Source organism: Clostridium lacusfryxellense (assembly GCF_018861735.1).
Taxonomy (GTDB): Bacteria; Bacillota; Clostridia; order Clostridiales; family Clostridiaceae; genus Clostridium_AD; species Clostridium_AD lacusfryxellense.
The window spans coordinates 1-22,348 of sequence record NZ_JAHLEB010000055.1; the positions used below are offsets into that span (position 1 = coordinate 1).

Here is a 22,348-nt window from a genome sequence, read left to right on the forward strand (position 1 = left end):
TTTACCATCATTCGTGTTTCGAAATGGTCTATTTGCTGAGCCTAAAATTAATGTAAATAACTAAAATAAATTTAAATTAAATAGTTGACTTTAACTAGCTGGTCTTTTTATTAAGAGCTTTAAGGATGAAATATGAAATAGCCATAGTAAATACAGCAAGCAATGTAGATAAAGCGGTTCCCACAGCATAATTACCTCTAGAAAACTCCTTGAAAACAGCCGTATTCATTACATCAGTTGCATATCCAGGACCTCCATTAGTTAATACGTAAATAATATCGAAAACTCTTAATCCATAAGTTACATTAAGTACAGTTGTCATAATTAATGTTGGCATTAATAATGGTAATGTAATCTTAAACGTTTTCTGAAGAAATCCCGCTCCATCAAGAGATGCAGCTTCGTAATAGCTTTCTGGTATTCCCTGAATACCTGCTATAAATATCACCATTCCGTACCCAACACCTTTCCATGTATCAACAAGCATAACTGACGGAAAAGCATACTTTATACTACCAAGCCAATCATTTGTAAGAAAATCTAGTCCAATCTTATCTAAAAAAATGTTTAAAAAACCTGTAGATGGGTGTAGCATTCCTTTAAAAACTAGACCCACTATAAGGTAAGAAAGCACTTGCGGAGAAAATATTACCATTCTATGAAAATTAGCAAATTTAATTCCACGAGTAAAAAGCAGTGCAAAGATTAACCCAACAATTGTTTTAAGTGCAGTGGTGAACACTGTAAAATACACAGTGTTCCCAATGAAGGTTAGATAGGACTTATCGCTAATAAATATTGTTTTAAAATTATCAAGGCCTACGAAATTTACACTATCACTAAAGCTATTCCAATCAGTAAAAGAATAAAATACTCCAATTACTGATGGTATAAAGCATAGAATAAAGAATAACAACAATGCTCCCAAGGCAAAATACCAGGGGTAAGTCTTATTTCTATCCATAACAATCAATCCTTTCTATTATAACTAAATATTTGTAGAATAGATAAAATAGCTTACTTTACCCAAGCAGGATCCTTTTGAAGCTTGGCTTGGTCATCACGCCTCTTAGAAATACTATTCATTACGTCATCAGGAGTCATTGCACCCGCATACATAGCAGCTATGTCCTTGCCAACATCCATCCATTGTGGATCTACATATTTAACTCCAACTTGAACTACTGTAGCTTTTTTAAGTGTAGCAATATAATCTGTATAAGATTGAGGATATTTAGCTTTTATTTCTGGCCAACAAACTTGTAACGAATTAGGATCTCCATCAAGTCTTTTCTGAAGAACTTCAGCTTTAGCTAAATACCTAAAGAACTTAACTGCTTCGTCTTTATTTTTGCTCTTAGCATTTGCAAAATATGCATTACTAGCAGGGTTAATTCCAAGTTCTTTGTTATCTCCCCAAGGTTGAACAAATACGCCTACATTATCTTTAGTTTCCGGAAAATCTTTAGCTAGGTTCTGCTCCCATCCAAATCCATCAAGTACTATTGCAGCTTTTCCATCAGCAAAAGCTTTCTCTCCGCCTTCAACAGTATTACTCATAAAGTCCTTTCCAAAGTATCCCAATGTTTGAAATTCTTTAAGTTGTGTAAGAACTGTTTTAATTCCTGTAACATCCTTTATATTAACCTTGTTGTTATTTAATTTATCATAAATTTGAGGATCCTTTGCCATGTAATTTCCACCTGTTTCAAAGAGTGGTAGAACTTGATGCCATCCATTTTGCATGCCTTCATATACTGGTGTTACTCCTGTAGCCTTTATTTTAGCAGCTACATCTTTAAATTCTTGGTAATTTGTTGGAGCCTTAAGTCCTAAATCCTTAAATATTTTTTTGTTATAGTAATACCAATACACTTTGTAACCTGAAAATGATATACCATATACCTTATCTTTATAAGAAAATGATGGTAATGCATTAGGATCCATCCGTTTAACAAATTCCTCATTTGTAAGATCTACAGCATTTACATCTGGTCTAATTCTATCGTATAAACTAAATGGGTCTGCATCAGCACAATATATATCTGGTGCCTCCCCTCCCGCTATTTTTGTTTTAAGTAGATCTCTCCACTGAGCATCAGGTGAAATTTGGAAATCTATTTTAACTCCTGTTTCTTTTTCATAGTCTTTTGCAATTTCCTGAACAATACCACTAGTTGGCAATCCTGATTGATGAGAACCAAATGTTAGCGTGATGTTTTTACTGGTAGTTCCGCTAGTTTTTTCACTAGAACTAGATTTACCACAACCCACAAAGCTAGATGTAGTTAACATAATCATCATACAAGCTGCTAAAACCGTTTTCATTTTCATTACATATACCCCCTTGATTAATAATTTAAATAGTGTAAACTTAATTAGAAGAACTAAAGTACTTCCATTTATAAATTTATATTACTATCATTTTAGCTTTTATTAAATAGATAAAACCGTCGTATTGTTTGTACTTTTCCTTAATAAATAACTATATTAGATAACTATAATCACATATTAGGAGCAAACAAAATGAAATTTAAAACTCTTCAAGTAAAGCTTTTCATAAGTTATTCTTCCTTTTTTATTATTATTTTGTTTGCTATAGCAATTGTTTTTTATACTTTTTTTTCAAATTATACAACGCAGAAGGTTGCAGGGCAACAAGGACAACTTTGCACCTCAATTTCTAATTCACTAGATGAAGAAATTAAGAAAATGGATACTATTTCAATGAATATACTTTATTCAAATTTAATAAAAAATCATTTTCAGACTTTTCTCTCACTACGGACAGGCTCTGCTAAAAGTACTATATCAATGTATAATCAAAAATATTCTAACATTAGATCACTTATTGATGTAATAATGGCAATTTCGGGCCCTTTCCAAACAGTAAGCCAAGCTAATATATATGATTTTAATGGAAACATGATAGGTGCGGGATTGTTCAACGGTGAGTCTGCTGTAGATCTTAATAAAATGCCTTGGTATAAAAAAACACTAAGCCTAAATGGTTCAAAATATATTGGTATTCCCTCCCATATTAAACTATTAGACTCAGCAAACTCTAATATATTTGAGAACCATCAATTTATGTCCACCACTAGAACGTATACTGATAGTAATTTTGATAAACAAGGAGTAATAGAAATAGTCCAAGATTGTGGAACTGTATTTAAAAATCTAAATGAATTAAAAAAAACAGACAGCAACCTAGAATTATATGTATTTAATGAAGATGACTCATATATTTATCCTTATGATAACAAAAATAATTCAACTGCTAGATATTACAAAAATATTATAAAAAGCCAAAAACTTAAAGCACTTACTATACATAATGTAAAAAGCCCAAATGAACGTTCTAAACAAGCAATGACTTACACTATCTCTGATTATTCCGGTTGGTCAATTATTGTAGTTCAATCACAAAAAGTAATTTTTTCGTCATTGATAAACTTCACAAGTACTTTTATTTTACTTTCAATTATAATTATATTCATGATACTAGTAATGTCTTACGCCGTATCACGAAAGGTAACTGTGCCCTTAAGAAAACTAAGACATGCATTAAAAAATATAGATATAGATGTGTTAACATCACCTAATTTAAACGGATATCCAATGCCTAATAATACACTAAATGAAATAGAGCATCTAAATAGAACTTTTAATGCCATGCATCAAAAACTTAGTATTTCTTTAAATCAGCTCCTAATTGCGAAATCAGAGGAAATGAATGCAAAACTTCTTGCAATGCAGTCACAAATGAACCCTCATTTTCTTTATAATAATTTGGCAAACATAAGTGTTATGGCAGAAGAAGGGATGAATAAGGAGATCGTTGCTATGTGTCATGATGTATCCTATATGCTCAGATATATTTCAACTGATAGTAAAAATGGAGTTGCGTTAAGCAACGAAATAGAATTTGCAAATAAATATTTGAATTGTATGAAAATACGTTATGAGGATAATTTGAAATTCGAAATTATAGTAGAAGATGACATGATGGATATAATAGTTCCTAAACTGCTAATACAACCAATACTTGAAAATTCAATAAAGCATGGACTTAACTCGACGCCACCATGGAATATATCAGTACATGGTTACTTAAAAAATGAAAAATGGTTTTTAGAAATAACCGATAGCGGGCTAGGTTTCGATCCAATCTTAATTGATAGGTTTAAAGATTTAATGCATAGACCGGCAAACTTACCTGATTTGCATATCGGTGGAATGGGTTTAATAAATATATGTACAAGATTAAAATTAATGTATAAGGATGATGCTGTTTTTACTATAACCAATCTTCCCCTTGGTGGAACAACTATATTAATAAGTGGATTAATAAGTGATTAAAAATAGGGAGGTAAATTAATATGTTACTTGCAAAAAATTACAAAGTGATTGTAGTAGAAGATGAAGCGCTAATACGAAGAAGTATAAGTAAAAAAATTCAAACACTAAATCTAGGATTTGATGTTGTTGGTTCTGCTATGGATGGACAAAGCGCATTGACACTAATTGAATCAGAATTACCACATCTTGTTGTTACTGACATCCGAATGCCTATAATGAATGGTTTAGAACTCATAAAAAATATTTACTTTACTTATCCTAGTATTAAAGTGATTATATTGAGTGGCTTTAATGAATTTGAATTTGCACGCCAAGCTATTCAATATGGTGTAAATGACTATTTATTAAAACCAGTAACCACGGAGCAGTTGTCTGAATCACTTACTAAAATCAAACTAAAGTTAGATTCAAATTTAACTTCACTTTTAACCCTTGCAAATTCAAAGTCACAAAATGTAAAGCCTGATGAGCTTGTAAAAACTGTTGAGTTATACATTCGCACAAATTATAAAAACGATTTAACACTTGAAGATATAGCTAAAAGTTTAAATTTTTCATCAGACTATTTAAGTAGAATCTATAAAAAATCTACTGGTAAATCTCCTTTAAAATATTTAATTCACCTTAGGATAAATGAAGCAAAACGCCTTTTAACTACTAATCTAGACTTAGATATTAAAACGGTAGGTGAACTCGTAGGCTATAGTGATCAATATTATTTTAGCAGAACATTTAAACAACATACAAATCATTATCCTAGCGAATATAGAAGTTTAAAAGAAGAAGAAAACTAAATAACATTTAAATGTTCTTTAGTTTTTTTTGTTTATTTACCATCCATATTCCTAAACACACTAATCCTAATGCAATCATATTTTTAAATTCAAAAATAGTTTCTCCTAAAAAAATTGCTGAAAGTATCGATCCAAATATCGGTGTAAAGAAATTATAAACAGATACTGGACCTACTTTATTATATTTTAAAAGTAGATTCCATAACGAGAATGCTGCTGATGATAATAATGCCATATAAATTAAGAGCACTGATGATGCCATTGTGAAATGATAAACCCTACCACCTAAAACAACACCAAGTAGAGTTAACAAAGTACCACCTATGAAAAGACTGTACCCTGTTATCACCATTACATCCATGCTTTTAGTAAGTTTTTTTGCATAAATAGAACTTATAGAAAATATAAATGCGGCAATTATAACAAAACCCTCTCCCTTAAAACTAAAAGAGAAATTCAATAAATCAACACTAAAATTAACTATCATAACTCCGATGAATCCTATAAAACATCCAATTACTTTCTGCATATTTAGCTTGTCATTCTTATATATATAATGAGCTAAAATAACACTAAAAAATGCAACTGTAGAATTCATTATAGAACTTTTAACTCCTGTAGTATTCGCAACTCCAACATAAAAGAATATATAATGCACTGTTGTTTGAACAATTCCTAGCAAAAATACATTTTGAATGTTTTTCCTTGAAATATTCATTATATTCTTTCCATACTTTTGTGCAATAACAAGTAAAACTAAACCGGCTATAAAAAACCTATATCCTGCAAATACCAGTTTTGATGGTATATCACTCGGGGAAATATTAAATAATATGTACCCATTTTTTATTGCTGGATATGCGCTTCCCCATAATAAGCAACAAAATGTTGCAATAATAGCAACAACTTTTTTGTCTGTGAAAATATTTTTATTTTTCAAAATAATTCAAATCCCCTCTACCTTTTCCGTCTATACTAATTATATTATAAATATATAATTTAGTAAAATACACTATAAATAAAGAGGTATAACAAATTAATGCTATACCTCTTTCTAACTTTTATATATAAACTTATTTAAAAGCCTTTTTATATACATCCAATATATCTTTAAGAGTGGCTTCTCTTGGATTTCCTGGAGTGCAAGCATCTGCCATAGCTGACTGTGAAAGTGCTTCTAAATCTTCCTCGAGAACTCCAATTTCACTTAACACCTTTGGAATCTCAACATCTTGCGAAAGTTTTTTAACAGCATCAATAGCTGATTTTCTATATTCATCTTGAGACATGTTATCAACACCAGAAACTCCCATAACACGGGCGATTTCTCTGTATTTTTCTCCTGTAGATTCTGCATTATATTCCATTACGTATGGCAATATTACTGCATTAGCAATACCATGTGGAGTATCATAAAAAGCTCCAAGTGGATGTGCCATTCCATGAACAAGTCCAAGGCCTACATTACTAAAACCCATTCCTGCAACATATTGTCCTAGTGCCATGTCTTCGCGTCCCTTAGGGTCATTCGCTACTGCGCTTCTAAGTGAACGTGATATAATTTCAATAGCTTTTAGGTGAAGCGTATCTGTTAGTTCCCAAGCACCTTTTGTAATGTATCCTTCAATAGCATGAGTTAATGCATCCATACCAGTTGCCGCTGTTAATCCCTTTGGCATTGATGACATCATCTCTGAATCAACAATTGCTATAACTGGAATATCATGAGGATCCACACATACAAATTTACGTTTTCTTTCTTCATCCGTAATAACATAATTAATAGTAACTTCTGCTGCAGTTCCTGCTGTTGTTGGTACTGCTATAATAGGTACACATTTATTATTTGTTATCACTGCACCTTCAAGACTTCTTACATCTGAAAATTCAGGATTATTTATAATTATTGCAATAGCTTTTGCAGTATCAATAGATGATCCTCCACCTATTGCTATTAAATAATCTGCGCCGGTTTCTTTAAACTTTTCTAAACCACTTTTTACTACACTTATAGTAGGATTAGCTTTTACGTTATCAAATATTTCAAAATTCAACTTATTATCTTTTAATAGATCTGTTACCTTGCAAGCTACATTAAACTTTATTAAATCTTTATCAGTTACTACTAATGCTTTTTTATAACCTCTAATTTTAACTTCTGTAATAATATTAGAAATTGCCCCTGCTCCTATATAACTTGTCTCATTTAAAATCATTCGATTTGCCATAATAATTAGTCCCCTTTTATAATATATTTTTTTAAATATTATTAACCTAAATAGTCTTCGGAAATGTCAACATTAAATGCTTTTCCTAAATCTCTAAAGTTTTGAGAAGTTATTGTTTGTTTCTTTCCACCCATAGATAATACCTTAACTAAAATTTCAGCTGATTTCTCTACCGTATCCATAAGTCCAAAAGTTAAATCTAAAGTTTCACCAGCACAGAACATACCATGATGTGCCCAAATTACAACATCGTGATCATTCATTAATTTACCAGTTTCTCTTGCAATTGCAGCTCCACCTGGAACCATCCAAGGAACTACGCCTACTCCACTTGGAAACACTACTGGGCATTCTGTTGCCATTTCCCAAAGTTCTCTAGTAAACACCTTTCCATCTAGTGGTAAAACAAATGTTAAAGCTATGGTGTTTGTAGTATGTGAATGCATTATAACCCTGTATTCTCCATTTGTTTTTTCTTTCTTTATTGAATGACTCATTAAATGCGATGTCAATTCACTTGTTGGTTTTGCTCCATTTATTAGTCCCCAAACTATTTTATAGTTTTCTCCTGTTTCATCAACTTTAGCTATTCCAGCATTTTCTTCAAGTGAAACTGTCATATTTCTTATAAACTTCCCACTTCCAGTTACTAAAAAATACTCATTAGCTAAGTTCTTAACATTTATGCCAATTGGTGTGAACTCTGAATCTTCATTCATAAAACCTTTAACTGCTGATACTTCATCTTCGGTTAATCTGTAAGTTAAATTACCACCATTTCTTTCGTGCCAACCTTTAAACCACGCATCATTAGTTATTTTCTTAAAGTTTTTTACAAATTTCATGTCTTCTATCATCATTTCTTCATTCATCATTTTAATATCCTACTTTCTATTTTAATTTAGTTTTTGACTATAATTATTTTATAATTTATATTTAATTTATATCTTTATTTCGTACTAGCTATCATATAGAATTATATATTATTTCACTATCTAATACAAGCTTTTTTGTTGTTTTTGTTTGTTTTATTTTGTTTTTGTTTGTATACAGTAAATTAATCAACATTATGCGAATAAATTAAACTAAAGTTAAAGAGCTACCATAATATATTTTGGGTAGCTCTTTCGCTTTTTCTAATATATAATTTCGATGTTATACGAATTTAATAATTCAAGCCACTCTTCACTTGGCTTCTGATCTGTGATTATGTAATCTATATTTTGATAGTCAAATAGTTTTACAAAAGATTTCTTATCAAATTTACTATGGTCAATTAATAGCATTACTCTACTTGCCTGATTGATCATAGTCCTTTTAATTTCTGCTTCTGCTTCATTTGCATCTAATATCCCTTTATCTATATCCATCCCTTTGCAGCTTACAAGTGCTAGATCTACATTGTACTTTTGAATGGTGCTTTGTGTTATAGGACCTTGCAGTGATAATGATCTCTGCTTTATTCCTCCACCAGTTGATATTATATTTAGTTCTGCTTGACTCAATTCTTGTAATACCTCAACTGAGTTTGTTATAACCGTTACATCACTTCTATTTTTAATAGATTTCAATATTTCGAGCACTGTCGAACTGCAATCTGCTACTATTGTACTACCATCTTTAATGAATTCTATTGCCCTAGATGCAATATATTTTTTGCCTTCTATATTAGTCTGTGATCTTTTATAAAAAGGCACATCTTCTTTAGTTTTTTCAGCATTCAATATTGCCCCACCATAACTCCTAGTAACTAGACCTTGAAGTTCTAATTTTTCTAAATCACGCCTTATTGTTTCTTCTGTAACTTTAAATTTTTCACTTAACTTTGCTACATATACCTTCTTTTCATCTATTGCTATTTTTTTTATAATTTCTAATCTTTCTCTAGGTAACATCCTCATTACTCCTTATATAATTATTTGCTTATTTTAATTTTAATAATTCTATATAACTACATTTACATTAATAAATATATTATTCTAAATTAAATATACCAAACTAAAAAAGACAACACAATACAAATCACTATTAATTGAAACTCTGAAAAGCTACCTAGATGCAAAATCATTCATTTTAATGATGTTTAATCAAGCATTCCTAATGCTGTTGGTAACCATAAACTCAATTGTGGTATAAATGTTACCATAAGTAATGCTATAATTATTACCCCATAGAACGGTAGTAATTTTTTTAGTACATCTTCAATTTCTAAATTAGCAACGCTGCAACCAACAAATAATACATTTCCAACTGGAGGTGTAATTGTACCTACAGCAAGATTCATAACTATCATAACACCAAAGTGTATAGTATCCATACCTAAAGTCGTTGCTATTGGTAATAATATGGGTGTGAATATTAATAATGCTGGAGCCATATCCATAAATGTTCCTACTATTAATAAGAATAGATTTATTATTAGTAATAATATAATCTTATTATCAGATATACCCAATATTATATTACTAATTGCTGTTGGTAGCCCAGTAAATGACATTACAAAAGATAATACTGATGATGCTCCTATAATAAGCATTACTGTTGTTGTCATTACTGCCGCTTCACTAAGTATCTTTGGTATTTCAGATAATTTTATGCTCTTGTAAACTATAACTGATAAAATGAATGTATATGCAACTGCAATACCTGATGCTTCTGTAGGGGTAAACAGGCCTTTTACAATCCCACCAATTACAATAACAATTAAAAATAAACTTGGAACCGCAGCTATAAAAGCCTTTCCTATAACTTTTAAATCAAATTTTGCGTCTACTATTTCATACTTGTTTTTCTTTGCTATAAAATACGCCAGTATCATACAAAGAAAACACCACAATAATCCCGGAATCCAACCAGCCATAAATAATACACCAACTGAAGCTCCGCCACTTGCTAGTGAATATATTATAAACGCTGCTGTTGGAGGTATAAGCTGACCTACTGGGGCAGTAGCTACGTTAACCGCTGCTGAGAATCCTTCATCATAACCTGCTTCTTTTTCTAACGGTCCCATAACTCCTCCGATTGCAGCAGCAGCCGCAATTCCAGATCCTGAAATAGAACCAAACATTGCATTACCTGCTATATTGGTATGTGCAAGGGATCCTGGTATTTTACCAAGTAGAGCTAAACCGAAATCAACTAATCTTTTTGCAATTCCACCATTCCCCATAAATGCTCCTGCTAAAATAAAGAATGGCACTGCTATAAGTGTAAAACTATCCATTCCAGTCGCTAATTTTTGGGCTGCAATGAGAATACCAAACTTTGGTGTTAAAAAAAACACCATGGTACCCAGGGCTGATAAAACTATACTAATTGAAATAGGTACACTTGTCACGAGTAGTACAAAGAATATTGTTATAAGTAATAATCCTGCTTGTAATTCCATTTATGGCTCTCTCCTTTTATTTATAGACTAATTTTTCTAAGTTTCTCTGATTTCATTTTTCCCAAATTATCTTTTAATTTAAGTATTGAATAATACACCATTAACACTCCATTTATTGGCAAACATAGATATAGGAATACCGTTGGCATGTGGAGGGCGGGCGATGTCTGCCCAAGTGAGTTAATACATACTAAAATCCCACCGCCAATAAGTACTGATATTGAAAAGAGTAGTACCATACTTTCAACAAATATATTAAAGTATGATTGTTCGTTTTTAGTATAATTTTTAACAATAAAATTTATAGCTAAATGTTTGTTTAGTCCATATGCATATGGACATCCCAGCATTGTAAGCCATATTAAAGAATATCTTAAAAATTCTTCTGTAACCTTGCTAGGATCTCCTAATGCATATCTAGTGATTACTTGCCAACAACATACTAAAACCATGATTCCAAGTAAACATACAATTGCGCAGTTCAATATTTTATCAATTATTTTTTTCACTTAAGTTCACTCCTTAATTTTTACTATGCACGCGTTATTTGTACTTATTTATATTTTTGAATATCATCATAGAATTTTGAATAGTTTCCGCCCTTTGCTTTGAATGCTTTATGCATAGGTTGTACAGCTTCTATAAAAGGTGCCTTGTCAATAGTATAGAATTTAACACCCATAGCCTCTGCATCCTTTGTAGCATCTTTAATCATTTCTTTATAAACTTCTTTATAATCTTCATTCAAGTCTTTAAGTGATTTCACTAAAAAATCTTGTTGAGTTTTTGGTAATTTGTTCCATGCATTTGTACTAATTATGTATATATCTGGTGAATATTGATGTTCTGTATATGTATATGAAGAAACAAGTTCACCATGTTTATCTACCGTTAATGCAAGTTCAGTATTTTCTGCTCCATCAATAACATTTTGTTGGAGAGCTGTATATGTTTCACTCCCTGTCATAGGAACAGGGGAACCACCCATTTGTTCAATCATTTTCATTGATGTAGAACTTTCTTGAACCCTGAGTTTCTTGCCCTTTAAATCTGCTGGAGATTTTACTGGATTTTTATCTTTTGTATAAATATTTCTTGCTCCTGATGCATACCATCCAATTGCCATAAATCCTCTATCTTTATCCATATTAAAAATTTCTTTTACGGCTGCGCTGTTTTCCATTGAATTATAATAATGATCTACTCCTGTAAATACGTAAGGTAATGCAAATATCGAATAATAATCATCAAATTGTCCAAGGGCCGTTGCACTTATTTTAGCCATATCCAAAACTCCTGCTTTAACAAGTTCTATCATATCTTTCTCAGAACCTAAAACACCGCTTGGATATATATTAAGTCCCATTTTCATTTCTTTATTCGCTTCTAACTTCCCCGTTAACTTATCTACTGATTTAGCTACCAAAGAGCTTTCAGCTTGTCCATGAGCAAGTCTTAACACAACTTCTTCATCTTGAACTGCTTTAACTTTTGAAAAAATTATACTTGAAATAGATCCAACAAACATTAAACATAATAAAATTAAAAATACCTTTTTTGTCGTTTTCATTAAATACACTCCTCTATTAATGTAAATATAATTAAACTCACTTAATTTTTAAATTTTGTTATCGGTTACTTAAAACCCTTTACACTTTTGTATTTATAGATTACTTCAATTACAACATAAAGTCAACATGTTTTGTTTGTTTCTTGTTACTTTTAGATTGTTTTTTGCTTGTATTTATTGGTTTTATCTAATGGCATCTTGTTTGGATGATAAAATAAGAAGGCATGTAGATTTATGTTTCTACATGCCTTCTTATCTTTTTAAATTATTTGTTTATTTTTATAATTATGGATTTTAACTTATATTTTTTTATATAATTCCTCTATATACTTAATACTCGAGTCCAAATCTTTAGGAACTGTGTCTTCAAGTATTATATCTATATATGGTTTTTTTTCTTTTATTAGAGACAATAATAATGGATAATTAAACTGCCCTTCACCAATTGAAACTTGTTTCACTTTCCCATCCTCATAAATAAAGTCTTTTGCATGAATCATAACTATTCTATTACCAAATAGCTCAAATGATTTTTTTATTATCTCATCTTGTTTATCATAGTTGCTTTCATCTATAAAATTAATAGGATCAAATATAACTTGTAAATTATTAGATTTAACATTATCTAATACTCTCTTAATCCTTTCTGGAGTGTTCATTACATGTTTTGTAACTCCTTCTATTCCAACAATAACTCCAAATTTTTCAGCTTCAGCTACAAGTATTTTTATTGAATTTAAAGACCTTTGAAATGCTTCTTCTGTATTATTTTTATCAGTATAAACATACTCCCTATTAAGAGCTCCAGTTTCAGTTCCAACCACATTACATCCCAAATATTTTGCAAAACGTATATGTTCTTTAAATGTATCAAGTAACATATTAAGTTCATCATCATCAGTGTTGGCTAAATTTATGTAGCATCCAAGTATACTTATATTTATATCGTGTTTATTTAAAGTTCTTTTGATATACTCAGCCATTCCTGGTGTCATACTTCCGCTCTCAACTTTAAATTCAGTAATTACTTTCTTCATTACAAATTGAATGCTCTTAAGGTTTTTACCCTCCATTATTTCTGCAAGCTTATCTAATTTATAATGTCCAATATCATGACCCCTAACTCCAATTCTCATAATCTCATTCTCCTCTAATTTAAATTTTATTATACATAAATTTTATTATAAATAAATCATATACTTAGTCTATGTAAAATTCAACATGTAGATTGGTTTTTATTGTTGTTTTATGATTACTTTATATATTTTTCTTTGTTTTTTTGGTTTGTATATAGATTTATTTTGTTTTGTACTGTATAATTTGAATTAACAAGATAATCTTCTTTATCTGTAATCGGTTAATTTGCTGCTTAGCATAGGCACTTTCCCATCTGGGTTACAAATAATAATTAGGAAATACTACTAATAATAAAAATTACGAGGTGTTATTATGAAATTAACAGAAAAAACGATACGTATTAAACTCGATTTAGTTGTTGATAAACTTATTAACCTAGATTCTCCGAAAGTTAAAGAAACAATACCTACTGAAGGCGGTGAAGCCATCGGAATGTTTCCTAGAGATTTTGGAATTCAAGAATGGGACTGGCCACAAGGTGTAGGTTTATATGGATTGCTCAAACTCGATAAACATGATAAAAGCGACAAATACTTAGATTTTTTAACTACTTGGTATAAAACTAATATAGAAACTGGATTACCCTCTAAGAACATCAATACTACAGCCCCAATGCTCACTTTAGCAAATTTATGCGAAGTTATAACAAATCCTGAGTATGAATCTCTTTGCTTAAAATGGGCTGATTGGCTTATGAATTGTCTTCCAAGAACTAAAGAAGGCGCTTTTCAGCATGTAACTAGCGCAAATGGCGATAGACAAGCCGTAAGGTTAAATGAAAGCGAAATGTGGATAGATACTATATTTATGACTGTCTTATTTTTGAATAAAATGGGTCAAAAATATGACAGAAAAGATTGGATTGATGAATCAATTAATCAAATACTAGTTCATATAAAATATTTATATGATAAGAAATCTGGTCTATTCTATCACGGGTGGAGTTTTAATGAAAATAGTAATTTCGGTGAAGTATTTTGGTGTAGAGGTAATTCATGGTTTACATTTGGAATATTAGACTATATAGAAGAGTTTAACGGCACAATGAATCCTGGAATCAAGAGATTTTTAATTGATACTTTTAAGGCTCAGGTAAATACCTTAGTGAAATATCAAGCAGAGTCTGGTTTATGGCATACAGTTATAGATGATACTACTAGTTATGAAGAAGTTTCTGGATCTGCTGCTATTGTATGCGGTATTTTAACTGGAATTAGACTAGGAATATTAGATGACTCATTTAAAATTCCTGCAAGTAAGGCTATACAGGCGTTATGCAATAACATAGGAAAAGATGGTACTGTGGCTAATGTCTCAGGCGGTACTGGAATGGGATACAATGTTGATCATTATAAAAATATAATTATAGCTCCAATGGCTTATGGACAATCGTTAACTATAATGGCGCTTGTGGAATTTCTTAATCATATTTAAAACATAGATAATAAACTATATTTAAGCAAAAATAAAAGTAAGTCAGATTAATATAATCCGGCTTACTTTTATTTTCTTCTGTATTCATCAGGAGTAGTCCCTACCTGCTCTTTAAATTGCCTGTAAAAATAACTTACATTAGAATATCCAATCTCTGTTATAACATCAATCACTGGCATCTTCGTATTAAGCAGCAGATATTCTGCTTGTTTTATTCTCTTTTCTTTTATTAATTCTGTTATTGTTTTTCCTATTGTTTTCTTAACTAATTTGCTTATATAATCTGGATTATAACTAAAGTGCTCTGCCATACCCTTAAGTGTTATATCTTTGTAGTGACTATTAATATAACTTAAAATTTCTGTAGATATTGTAGAATCAATTTTAGAAACTATTTCACTAGATAGATATTTTTTATAATCCCTTAATAATTCATTAAATAATAACATTATATAAGCGCGTATAGCAGTCTCCATTCCATTTTTTTTATCATAATATTCCATAAGTATTTGCAACATAAAATTACAAACCTTATCATTTTCTGATGTTTTAAAATGGATATATTGCTTAAATTTATTTTTACCATAGATTGCTTCAACTATAAAATTAGATATTAAATCATTATCCGCTATTTGGCTCATAAAAACCCAATCAAAAAATTCTTTTTTTATCAATACATTAATGGCAATATCAGATTTACCTGCCATCTCTATACTATGTTCAACATTCATATCTAGTAATAGGATTTCGCCTTTTTGTATTACTAGTTTTTGACCTTCGATCTCTTGTCTAATTTCACCTGAATACACAAACATCATTTCTAAATAATCATGTTTATGTTTATCAAATTTTATAAATCGATCATGTTTGTGAATAGAAATAACTTCTGATTCATTCATCAATTTTTTATTGTTAATCACCCATAAATCATTTTTAACAATGCTAGAGAAATGCTCCTTAAGTTCAATATTTATATTAGTATTAAAATCCGAATTATATAAACTATAGATTTTCTTTTCTATATCATTTAATTGTTTTAATTTTTCGTCTAGCTCTATAATATCCATATAATCACCATCACTTTTTATTTTGTAATCATATATTTAGTATACCATGATTTTTAAGGCTTACAGAAAAAATCAAAACAAATAAGAATAAGCCAGATTAAATAATCTGGCTTATTCTTTAAATTCTTTTATTTAATTCACTTTTTTCATAATCTTTTACATCATCAAGCCATTTTTCTGCTACTGGAACATTATTCTTTTCACAATAGTAATTCCAAATGTCACCCATTGGATAAGTCTTAAACTCTTCCATTAACGCTAATCTTTCTGTAAAGTTTCCTTCATCTTGTAATTCTTTTAATTTCTCATTAGGTGTGAGCATTGCACTAAGTAACGCCTTTATCATATTTCTTGTTCCTATTGTCCATGCTGCTATTCTATTTATGCTTGCATCAAAGAAATCAAGTCCAATAATAACTCTATCTAACGCATCATTTCTTACAATTTCTTTAGCAAGTTCTTTAATCTCATCATCCAAAAGTATTACGTGATCTGAATCCCACCTTACTGGTCTACTTACATGTAGTGCTACTTTATCATTAAATAATAACATTGCTGAGAGCTTATCTGAAACAACCTCTGTTGGATGATAATGTCCTGTATCCATTAATGACATTATGTCGTTTCTAGCTGCATAACTTATATAAAATTCACTTGAACCAACAGTATAAGCTTCTGCTCCTAGGCCAAATACCTTTGATTCAACACAATCAAGATTGTATTTTTTATCAATTTTTTGTGTAAGTATTTCATCTAATGATTCTTTAAGTCTTTTTCTAGGTCCCATTCTATCACTTGGAACATCTTTGTATCCATCTGGAATCCAAATATTAGTTAAACAAGTTTGTCCAAGTTCGCGGCCGAAATATTCTCCGATTTTTCTCGATGCCTTGCAATGTCTTATCCAAAAGTCTCTTATTTCTTTATCAGGACTTGATAACGTTAATCCCTCTGAAGCTTTAGGATGTGAAAAAATCGTTGGATTAAAATCAAGACCTAACCCGTTTTTCTTTGCCCAATCTACCCATTTCTTAAAATGCTCTGGTTTTAACTCATCTCTTTCAACTACTTCTCCATCAGTTTCAGCATAGATAGCATGAAGATTAATCTTATGTTTTCCTGGAATTAAAGTTAATGCTTTATCTAAATCTTTCCTTAGTTCTTCTCCGTTTCTTGCTTTTCCTGGGTAATTACCAGTTGCAGCAATGCCGCCTGACAATGCACTCTGACTAGTTTCAAAACCAGTTACGTCATCCCCTTGCCAACAGTGAATTGATATTTTAACTTTATTAAGTTCTTCTAAAATCTTATCTACGTTTAATCCCCATTTCTCGTACTCTTGTTTAGACATTTCATATTTTTCTTTAATATTCATTAATAATTGCCTCCCTTATAATTGGTATTCTTAAATTTTAGATGTTTAAACATCGCCAGGTTTAAATGTAATAATATTAAATGATTCTTTGATAGAACTTCTTGCTTCTCCTAGATCTTTATAAATATTATAGCTTAGAAGTTGAGCCACAATATTACCTATTGCAGTAGCTTCAATTGGACCAGCTAATACTTCTTTACCTGTAACATTTGCAACCAATTCATTTAAAAAATTATTTTGGCATCCTCCACCAAAAATATTTATTCTCTCGAACTTCTTTTCAAATATTTCTTCAATGTTTAGGACAGCATTTTGATAACAATGAGCTAAACTATTATATACGCACATTGCTATTTCTCCAACTTCCTCAGGAACTTTTTGATTAGTTTCCAAACAATAATTTTTTATTTCCATTATCATATTTTCTGGTTTTAAAAATCTATCGTCATTAACATCTACTACTGAAGTAAAGCTTGCTTTTTCTCTTGCCAAATCTACAAGTTCTGAAAAAGAATATTTATTATCTAGATTTCTTGAAACCTCTTGAATTACCCAAAGTCCCATAATATTTTTAAGGAACCTATATCTATAATCTATTCCACCTTCATTGGTAAAATTATATTCCATAGTTTGCGGTACGCATAGTGGAAATCTATTTTCAAGTCCAATTAATGACCATGTTCCTGAGCTTAAATAAATGCTATCACTATCATTACATACTGATGATATAAATGCTGAACCAGTATCATGAGTTGCTGGAAGTATAACCTCCATATCAAATCCAAATTCAATTGCAAGTTCGGCCCTTAATGTTCCAAGTCTAGTTTTAGGTAATTTTATTTCCTGAAATATGTCTTGTTTAATCCCTAAATCATCTAAGATTTTCGGGTCCCAAGTTCTATCAAATGAATTTACGAGTTGTGTTGTTGATGCATTAGTATACTCATTGACCTTTTTCCCTGTAAGAAGGAAATTAAGATAATCAGGAATCATTAAAAATGTCTTCGCTTTTTCTAAAATTTCAGGTTTATTTTTCTTTATTGATAGCAACTGATATATTGTATTAAATCTTTGAAACGCAATACCCGTATATAGATACATCATATCTTTAGGTATAATTTCAAAAACTTCTTCCATCATTCCTTCAGTTCTATCATCTCTATAAGAAACAGCATTACCCAGCAATTTATCATTTTCATCTAGTAACACAAAATCTACTGCCCAAGTATCTATTCCTACACTCCTCGGAATTTTCCCCAGCTCAACGCACTTTTTAATTCCTATCTTTACACTCTCAAATAATTTATCAATATCCCAACAAAATTCATCATTAATTTTACTAATACCATTTTCAAATCTATAAATCTCTTCTAATTTTAATTTCCCATTTTCTACTGAGCCTAGTATATGTCTTCCGCTAGAAGCCCCTATATCAATGGCTAGATAGTATTCCATAACATGCCTCCTATCTTTTGCAAATACATTTTTTATATTTTATTAATCACTTACTTTATTCTAAATGGAATAATTCTCTTAACTCAATTGAAATTGGACTATTATCCTCATTTGTTTCCATAACATCCTTCATATACTTCCACCATTTTTGGCATATATCTGTTTCACTACTTTTACTCCAAACTTCCTCATTTTCAATTTCTAAATATGCAATTAGACTATTTGTCTGTGCATCCAAAAATATAGAATAATTTTTTGCACCATAAACATGTAACATCTCCACCATTTCAGGCCAAATTTCATCATGACGTTTTTTATATTCAGCGTGAAATCCACTAAATACTTTCATAATAATACATTTACGAATCATCTAAAATTCCTCCCTTTTGTATAGTTAAATTAATATTATACCTTTTATATAAAACTTTATTATACGTTTACAAATGTTAAATAAAAATTCATTCATATCTACATATAGTATAGCCACTAACACCTAACTATTCATTAACCTTAAAAGTGTTGTTAACTGTCAAAAACAGTTTTTTATATAATTAATATAGGACGTACGAATAATCTTAATTATTCATACGTCCTATTTAAAAAAACTAGCATATCCTTTTGTATATAAAACACTATTGTGAATCTTAAGTTTAAACCTGTTTGAATTCTATCCAATCAATCTGTATTCCAGGCTTTGTAACTTCAATTTTAAGTTCATATATTCCTTCTTCAAGTTCAATTTTTACAAGCTTATATCTAACCAATTCATTATCTGTACCATTAGTTTGAATGATTGCTGCCATTTTGCCGTTTAATATAATATTACAAGCTGTTTGAGCTAAGAAACTTCCAGGAGACTTAATGTTTGCAATAATACGATATATGCCTGCCTTTGCCACTTTTAAATAGGTACTTCCTGCTGCTGAAGGGTTAATCAAAACAACTTCAGTCAACTCTACTGCTTTTTCTGGCAAAATATCAGTACTTGCTTCAAATTTTTCTACAAACTCTCCAAACTCTTGCTTTCTACGGAATACCGGTGCATTCATTAAGAAACCACAAATATTCATGGCAGAGCGTTGTAATTCACCCCGCGATAAAGAACCATTTTCTAAACACTCCACTATATTGTCATCTGAAGAATTAATCTCTGCTCCATAATTATTTACTACCATATATAAATCATTTTGCGCGCGAACCATAGCGCCTGTGTTCGTCCGTTCCCCCGTGCCGCCTTCTACTACATCATTCATCTTTGCCCACCAGTCCGTCATAACTATCCCTTTAAATCCCCATTCATTTCTGAGAATTGTGGTATTTAAATCATAATTGGAAGCAGTCCAGTGACCATTAATAGGATTATAGGCCGTCATAATTGAATTTGCACCCCCTTGTTTAACTGCCATTTCAAATCCCTTTAAGTAGATTTCTCGAGCGGCACGTTCAGAAACAATTGAGTCAACGAAGGAACGCGCTCTCTCCTGATTGTTACAAGCAAAATGTTTCAAAGTAGCATTAGAGCCGCCCTTCGTAATGCCGCGAGTTTGTGCCGTTGCAAAACTACCTGTTATAAATGGGTCTTCTGAAAAGTATTCAAAGTTACGGCCGTTTAATGGACTACGTCTGATATTTAACCCTGGTCCCAGAAGAGTATCTATGTTATTACTTAATAATTCCTGGCCTTCCATTACATAAAGTTCTTCCACGAGATTTACATCCCAAGTTGCTGCAAGTAGTGTTCCAATTGGAAGTTGCGTAGCCTTTAGTCCAGCCTCCATACGAATACCCGAAGGACCGTCTGCTGTGCAGGCAACAGGAATTCCATAATTAAATAGAGCATCACTTACACCACCAAAAGCCGAAGCTGTTCCAGTTGTAACAAGCGGGCTACTCATTCCTTCTCCTCTAACAATTGTTGAAAGTTGATCATCTGTTAATTGAGCAATAAATGTTTCCATACTCACTTTTTTATCATAAACATCTCTTAATTTATATCCTTGATCTCCAGTGCCTGGTAGCTGTACTGGGAGATTTTTCTCAATCCGCTTGGCGAGTGTTTCTTTTTGTTTTGGTACTTCTACATAAGTTATTTCATAAGATCCATTTTTATTTTGCATACCTGGCTTCATTCTAGTAAAGTCTTGCGTTGGTGCCAGAGCTTGCTCCAATTGCTTTATTACCTTGAGTGTTTCCACTAAGTAACCATTTTTTCCGTGTGCAAAAACTCTTTCGACCTTCTTTACACTGTTTCCTACGTAAAAATTGTATTCTCCACTTTCTAGCACATAACACGAATTATGCCCTGAAACACCACTATCATCATAGGATGCCATGCTATTAATCGGTACACTCAATGTAATACACTCCGTTTCTCCTGGCTGCAATAATTTAGTTTTGCTAAATGCTCCTAGTACTCTTACTGCCTTACCTAACTTGCCTTGTGGAGCTTCATAATAAACTTGAACCACTTCTTTACCTGAATATTTTGTTCCAATATTTTTCACGATGACTTCCACTTCAAAATATTCCTTGCTATCCTTTATAACAATTCTTCCCTCTACAGGCTTTATCGCAAACTCAGTATAAGATAAACCAAAACCAAACTCAAACTTAACCTTTTGAGGGCAAAAAGTCTCAAAATAACGGTAGCCTACATAAATATCCTCCTGATAGTAGTTCTTAAGCTCACCACCATAATTAATTGTTGATGGGTAATCATTAATGGAATAAGCAATGGTATCTGTAAGCTTTCCGCTTGGCACAACATCCCCTACTAGAACATCCGCAGCAGCATTAGCACCTTCCATTCCCCCTTGCCATACATATATAACACTTTTAATAGGATTTAGATAACTATAATCTATCCAAGTCATATCAATAATATTGGATACATTCAGTACAACCACTACATTTTTAAAGTGTTTACTTACTACATTAATCATTTCTTTCTCTTGTGTTGTTAATTGATAACTTCCCTCTGCATCTGAATTATCCTGATCTTCTCCAGCAGTACGTCCGATAACAACTATTGCCTTACTGGATTTATGACTTGCTTTTGATACTAATTCATCTGTTAGAGGCATTTCTTTTTGATGCCATGGCTCAGCAGCCCAGCCACCTCCACCATTGTCAAATGGATTTTCTTCAGCCCATTTTTCATATATAATTGCTAACTCTTCATTGACTTGTATTTTTTTCTTGTTTCGAAGACCTTCAAGAAGATTGGTCGTGTATTCAACATTTACACTACCTCCTGAGCCCGTTCCACTTCTATAATAATTAATTTGAGTTCTTCCAAAAATAGAAACGATTTCCCTTTCCCTAATAGGAAGATTTTGTTCTTCATTTATTAATAACACAGCACCCTGCGCAGCTACTATTCTGCTAAACTCAGCAAAACCTTTTAGTGGAGTACCTATTTTACCTATCTTCATCCCTCTTACCTCCAACTTATATAATAAGATTATTATATGGTATATAAAAAAATTATGATATAATATTTATATCATAAAATGCAAATATTTTGTCCTATGAG

General features: G+C 31.2%; 18 protein-coding genes. 3 read left to right on the plus strand and 15 right to left on the minus strand.

Translation table 11 applies throughout. The features are described from left to right. Positions 1-94: 94 nt before the first annotated feature. Together KPL55_RS21235 and KPL55_RS21240 are read right to left on the minus strand one after the other, a co-directional pair. Complete coding sequence (locus tag KPL55_RS21235) at positions 95-964, minus strand: carbohydrate ABC transporter permease (protein WP_216308759.1); 870 nt, start codon at positions 962-964, stop codon at positions 95-97. A gap of 53 nt (positions 965-1,017) precedes the next feature. After that, positions 1,018-2,334 (minus strand): ABC transporter substrate-binding protein, encoded by a 1,317-nt coding sequence (locus KPL55_RS21240; RefSeq protein WP_216308760.1) that lies wholly within the window; start codon positions 2,332-2,334, stop codon positions 1,018-1,020. A 192-nt stretch (positions 2,335-2,526) separates the two neighbouring features. On the opposite strand from KPL55_RS21240, the gene KPL55_RS21245 reads away from it, so the two are divergent. Together KPL55_RS21245 and KPL55_RS21250 are read left to right on the plus strand one after the other, a co-directional pair. After that, positions 2,527-4,362: a sensor histidine kinase gene (locus KPL55_RS21245; RefSeq protein WP_216308761.1), complete on the plus strand. Its 1,836-nt coding sequence runs from the start codon at positions 2,527-2,529 to the stop codon at positions 4,360-4,362. Between the two features lie 20 nt (positions 4,363-4,382). Beyond that, on the plus strand, positions 4,383-5,156 hold the full coding sequence (locus tag KPL55_RS21250) for a response regulator transcription factor (RefSeq protein ID WP_216308762.1): 774 nt from the start codon (positions 4,383-4,385) through the stop codon (positions 5,154-5,156). Positions 5,157-5,163: 7 nt separating this feature from the next. Here KPL55_RS21250 and KPL55_RS21255 read toward each other — a convergent pair whose 3' ends face one another. The 8 genes from KPL55_RS21255 to KPL55_RS21290 form a co-directional block, all read right to left on the minus strand. After that, positions 5,164-6,096 (minus strand): DMT family transporter, encoded by a 933-nt coding sequence (locus KPL55_RS21255; protein WP_216308763.1) that lies wholly within the window; start codon positions 6,094-6,096, stop codon positions 5,164-5,166. 133 nt (positions 6,097-6,229) lie between these two features. Continuing rightward, positions 6,230-7,384, minus strand: coding sequence for a lactaldehyde reductase (gene fucO / locus KPL55_RS21260; RefSeq protein WP_216308764.1), 1,155 nt, complete (start codon positions 7,382-7,384; stop codon positions 6,230-6,232). Positions 7,385-7,425: 41 nt separating this feature from the next. Continuing rightward, on the minus strand, positions 7,426-8,244 hold the full coding sequence (rhaD, locus tag KPL55_RS21265; RefSeq protein WP_216308785.1) for a rhamnulose-1-phosphate aldolase: 819 nt from the start codon (positions 8,242-8,244) through the stop codon (positions 7,426-7,428). 276 nt (positions 8,245-8,520) lie between these two features. Further along, positions 8,521-9,279, minus strand: a complete 759-nt coding sequence (locus tag KPL55_RS21270) for a DeoR/GlpR family DNA-binding transcription regulator (protein WP_216308765.1) — start codon at positions 9,277-9,279, stop codon at positions 8,521-8,523. 188 nt (positions 9,280-9,467) lie between these two features. Next, a complete protein-coding gene (locus KPL55_RS21275) occupies positions 9,468-10,775 on the minus strand; it encodes a TRAP transporter large permease (protein WP_216308766.1) in 1,308 nt (435 codons plus the stop codon). A 20-nt stretch (positions 10,776-10,795) separates the two neighbouring features. Beyond that, positions 10,796-11,284 (minus strand): TRAP transporter small permease, encoded by a 489-nt coding sequence (locus tag KPL55_RS21280; RefSeq protein ID WP_312887361.1) that lies wholly within the window; start codon positions 11,282-11,284, stop codon positions 10,796-10,798. A gap of 44 nt (positions 11,285-11,328) precedes the next feature. Further along, a complete protein-coding gene (locus KPL55_RS21285; RefSeq protein ID WP_216308767.1) occupies positions 11,329-12,345 on the minus strand; it encodes a TRAP transporter substrate-binding protein in 1,017 nt (338 codons plus the stop codon). Positions 12,346-12,644: 299 nt separating this feature from the next. Further along, positions 12,645-13,481, minus strand: a complete 837-nt coding sequence (locus tag KPL55_RS21290; RefSeq protein WP_216308768.1) for a sugar phosphate isomerase/epimerase family protein — start codon at positions 13,479-13,481, stop codon at positions 12,645-12,647. A gap of 313 nt (positions 13,482-13,794) precedes the next feature. Here KPL55_RS21290 and KPL55_RS21295 point away from each other — a divergent pair, with 313 nt between their 5' ends. Next, positions 13,795-14,916 (plus strand): glycoside hydrolase family 88/105 protein, encoded by a 1,122-nt coding sequence (locus tag KPL55_RS21295; protein WP_216308769.1) that lies wholly within the window; start codon positions 13,795-13,797, stop codon positions 14,914-14,916. Between the two features lie 68 nt (positions 14,917-14,984). On the opposite strand, the gene KPL55_RS21300 is transcribed toward KPL55_RS21295, so the two are convergent. The 5 genes from KPL55_RS21300 to KPL55_RS21320 all read right to left on the minus strand — a co-directional run bounded on the left by KPL55_RS21300 (position 14,985) and on the right by KPL55_RS21320 (position 22,247). Further along, positions 14,985-15,983, minus strand: a complete 999-nt coding sequence (locus KPL55_RS21300) for an AraC family transcriptional regulator (RefSeq protein ID WP_216308770.1) — start codon at positions 15,981-15,983, stop codon at positions 14,985-14,987. 118 nt (positions 15,984-16,101) lie between these two features. Then, entirely contained in the window at positions 16,102-17,358 is a 1,257-nt protein-coding gene (rhaA, locus tag KPL55_RS21305; RefSeq protein ID WP_216308771.1) for an L-rhamnose isomerase, read from the minus strand. 45 nt (positions 17,359-17,403) lie between these two features. Then, entirely contained in the window at positions 17,404-18,813 is a 1,410-nt protein-coding gene (rhaB, locus tag KPL55_RS21310) for a rhamnulokinase (RefSeq protein ID WP_216308772.1), read from the minus strand. Between the two features lie 55 nt (positions 18,814-18,868). Then, the gene (gene rhaM / locus KPL55_RS21315) at positions 18,869-19,183 is read right to left on the minus strand and encodes an L-rhamnose mutarotase (RefSeq protein ID WP_216308773.1); all 315 of its coding nucleotides are present in this window, start codon (positions 19,181-19,183) and stop codon (positions 18,869-18,871) included. A gap of 280 nt (positions 19,184-19,463) precedes the next feature. After that, positions 19,464-22,247, minus strand: coding sequence for a glycoside hydrolase family 3 protein (locus KPL55_RS21320; RefSeq protein ID WP_216308774.1), 2,784 nt, complete (start codon positions 22,245-22,247; stop codon positions 19,464-19,466). Between the last annotated feature and the right edge of the window lie 101 nt (positions 22,248-22,348).

Bases quoted from the DNA above. Each gene is read 5' to 3' on its own strand.
- KPL55_RS21235 (WP_216308759.1), bottom strand. From the start codon at position 964: ATGGATAGAAATAAGACTTACCCCTGGTATTTTGCCTTGGGAGCATTG.
- KPL55_RS21240 (WP_216308760.1), bottom strand. From the start codon at position 2,334: ATGAAAATGAAAACGGTTTTAGCAGCTTGTATGATGATTATGTTAACT.
- KPL55_RS21245 (WP_216308761.1), top strand. From the start codon at position 2,527: ATGAAATTTAAAACTCTTCAAGTAAAGCTTTTCATAAGTTATTCTTCC.
- KPL55_RS21250 (WP_216308762.1), top strand. From the start codon at position 4,383: ATGTTACTTGCAAAAAATTACAAAGTGATTGTAGTAGAAGATGAAGCG.
- fucO (WP_216308764.1), bottom strand. From the start codon at position 7,384: ATGGCAAATCGAATGATTTTAAATGAGACAAGTTATATAGGAGCAGGG.
- rhaD (WP_216308785.1), bottom strand. From the start codon at position 8,244: ATGATGATAGAAGACATGAAATTTGTAAAAAACTTTAAGAAAATAACT.
- KPL55_RS21270 (WP_216308765.1), bottom strand. From the start codon at position 9,279: ATGTTACCTAGAGAAAGATTAGAAATTATAAAAAAAATAGCAATAGAT.
- KPL55_RS21275 (WP_216308766.1), bottom strand. From the start codon at position 10,775: ATGGAATTACAAGCAGGATTATTACTTATAACAATATTCTTTGTACTA.
- KPL55_RS21285 (WP_216308767.1), bottom strand. From the start codon at position 12,345: ATGAAAACGACAAAAAAGGTATTTTTAATTTTATTATGTTTAATGTTT.
- KPL55_RS21290 (WP_216308768.1), bottom strand. From the start codon at position 13,481: ATGAGAATTGGAGTTAGGGGTCATGATATTGGACATTATAAATTAGAT.
- KPL55_RS21295 (WP_216308769.1), top strand. From the start codon at position 13,795: ATGAAATTAACAGAAAAAACGATACGTATTAAACTCGATTTAGTTGTT.
- KPL55_RS21300 (WP_216308770.1), bottom strand. From the start codon at position 15,983: ATGGATATTATAGAGCTAGACGAAAAATTAAAACAATTAAATGATATA.
- rhaA (WP_216308771.1), bottom strand. From the start codon at position 17,358: ATGAATATTAAAGAAAAATATGAAATGTCTAAACAAGAGTACGAGAAA.
- rhaB (WP_216308772.1), bottom strand. From the start codon at position 18,813: ATGGAATACTATCTAGCCATTGATATAGGGGCTTCTAGCGGAAGACAT.
- rhaM (WP_216308773.1), bottom strand. From the start codon at position 19,183: ATGATTCGTAAATGTATTATTATGAAAGTATTTAGTGGATTTCACGCT.
- KPL55_RS21320 (WP_216308774.1), bottom strand. From the start codon at position 22,247: ATGAAGATAGGTAAAATAGGTACTCCACTAAAAGGTTTTGCTGAGTTT.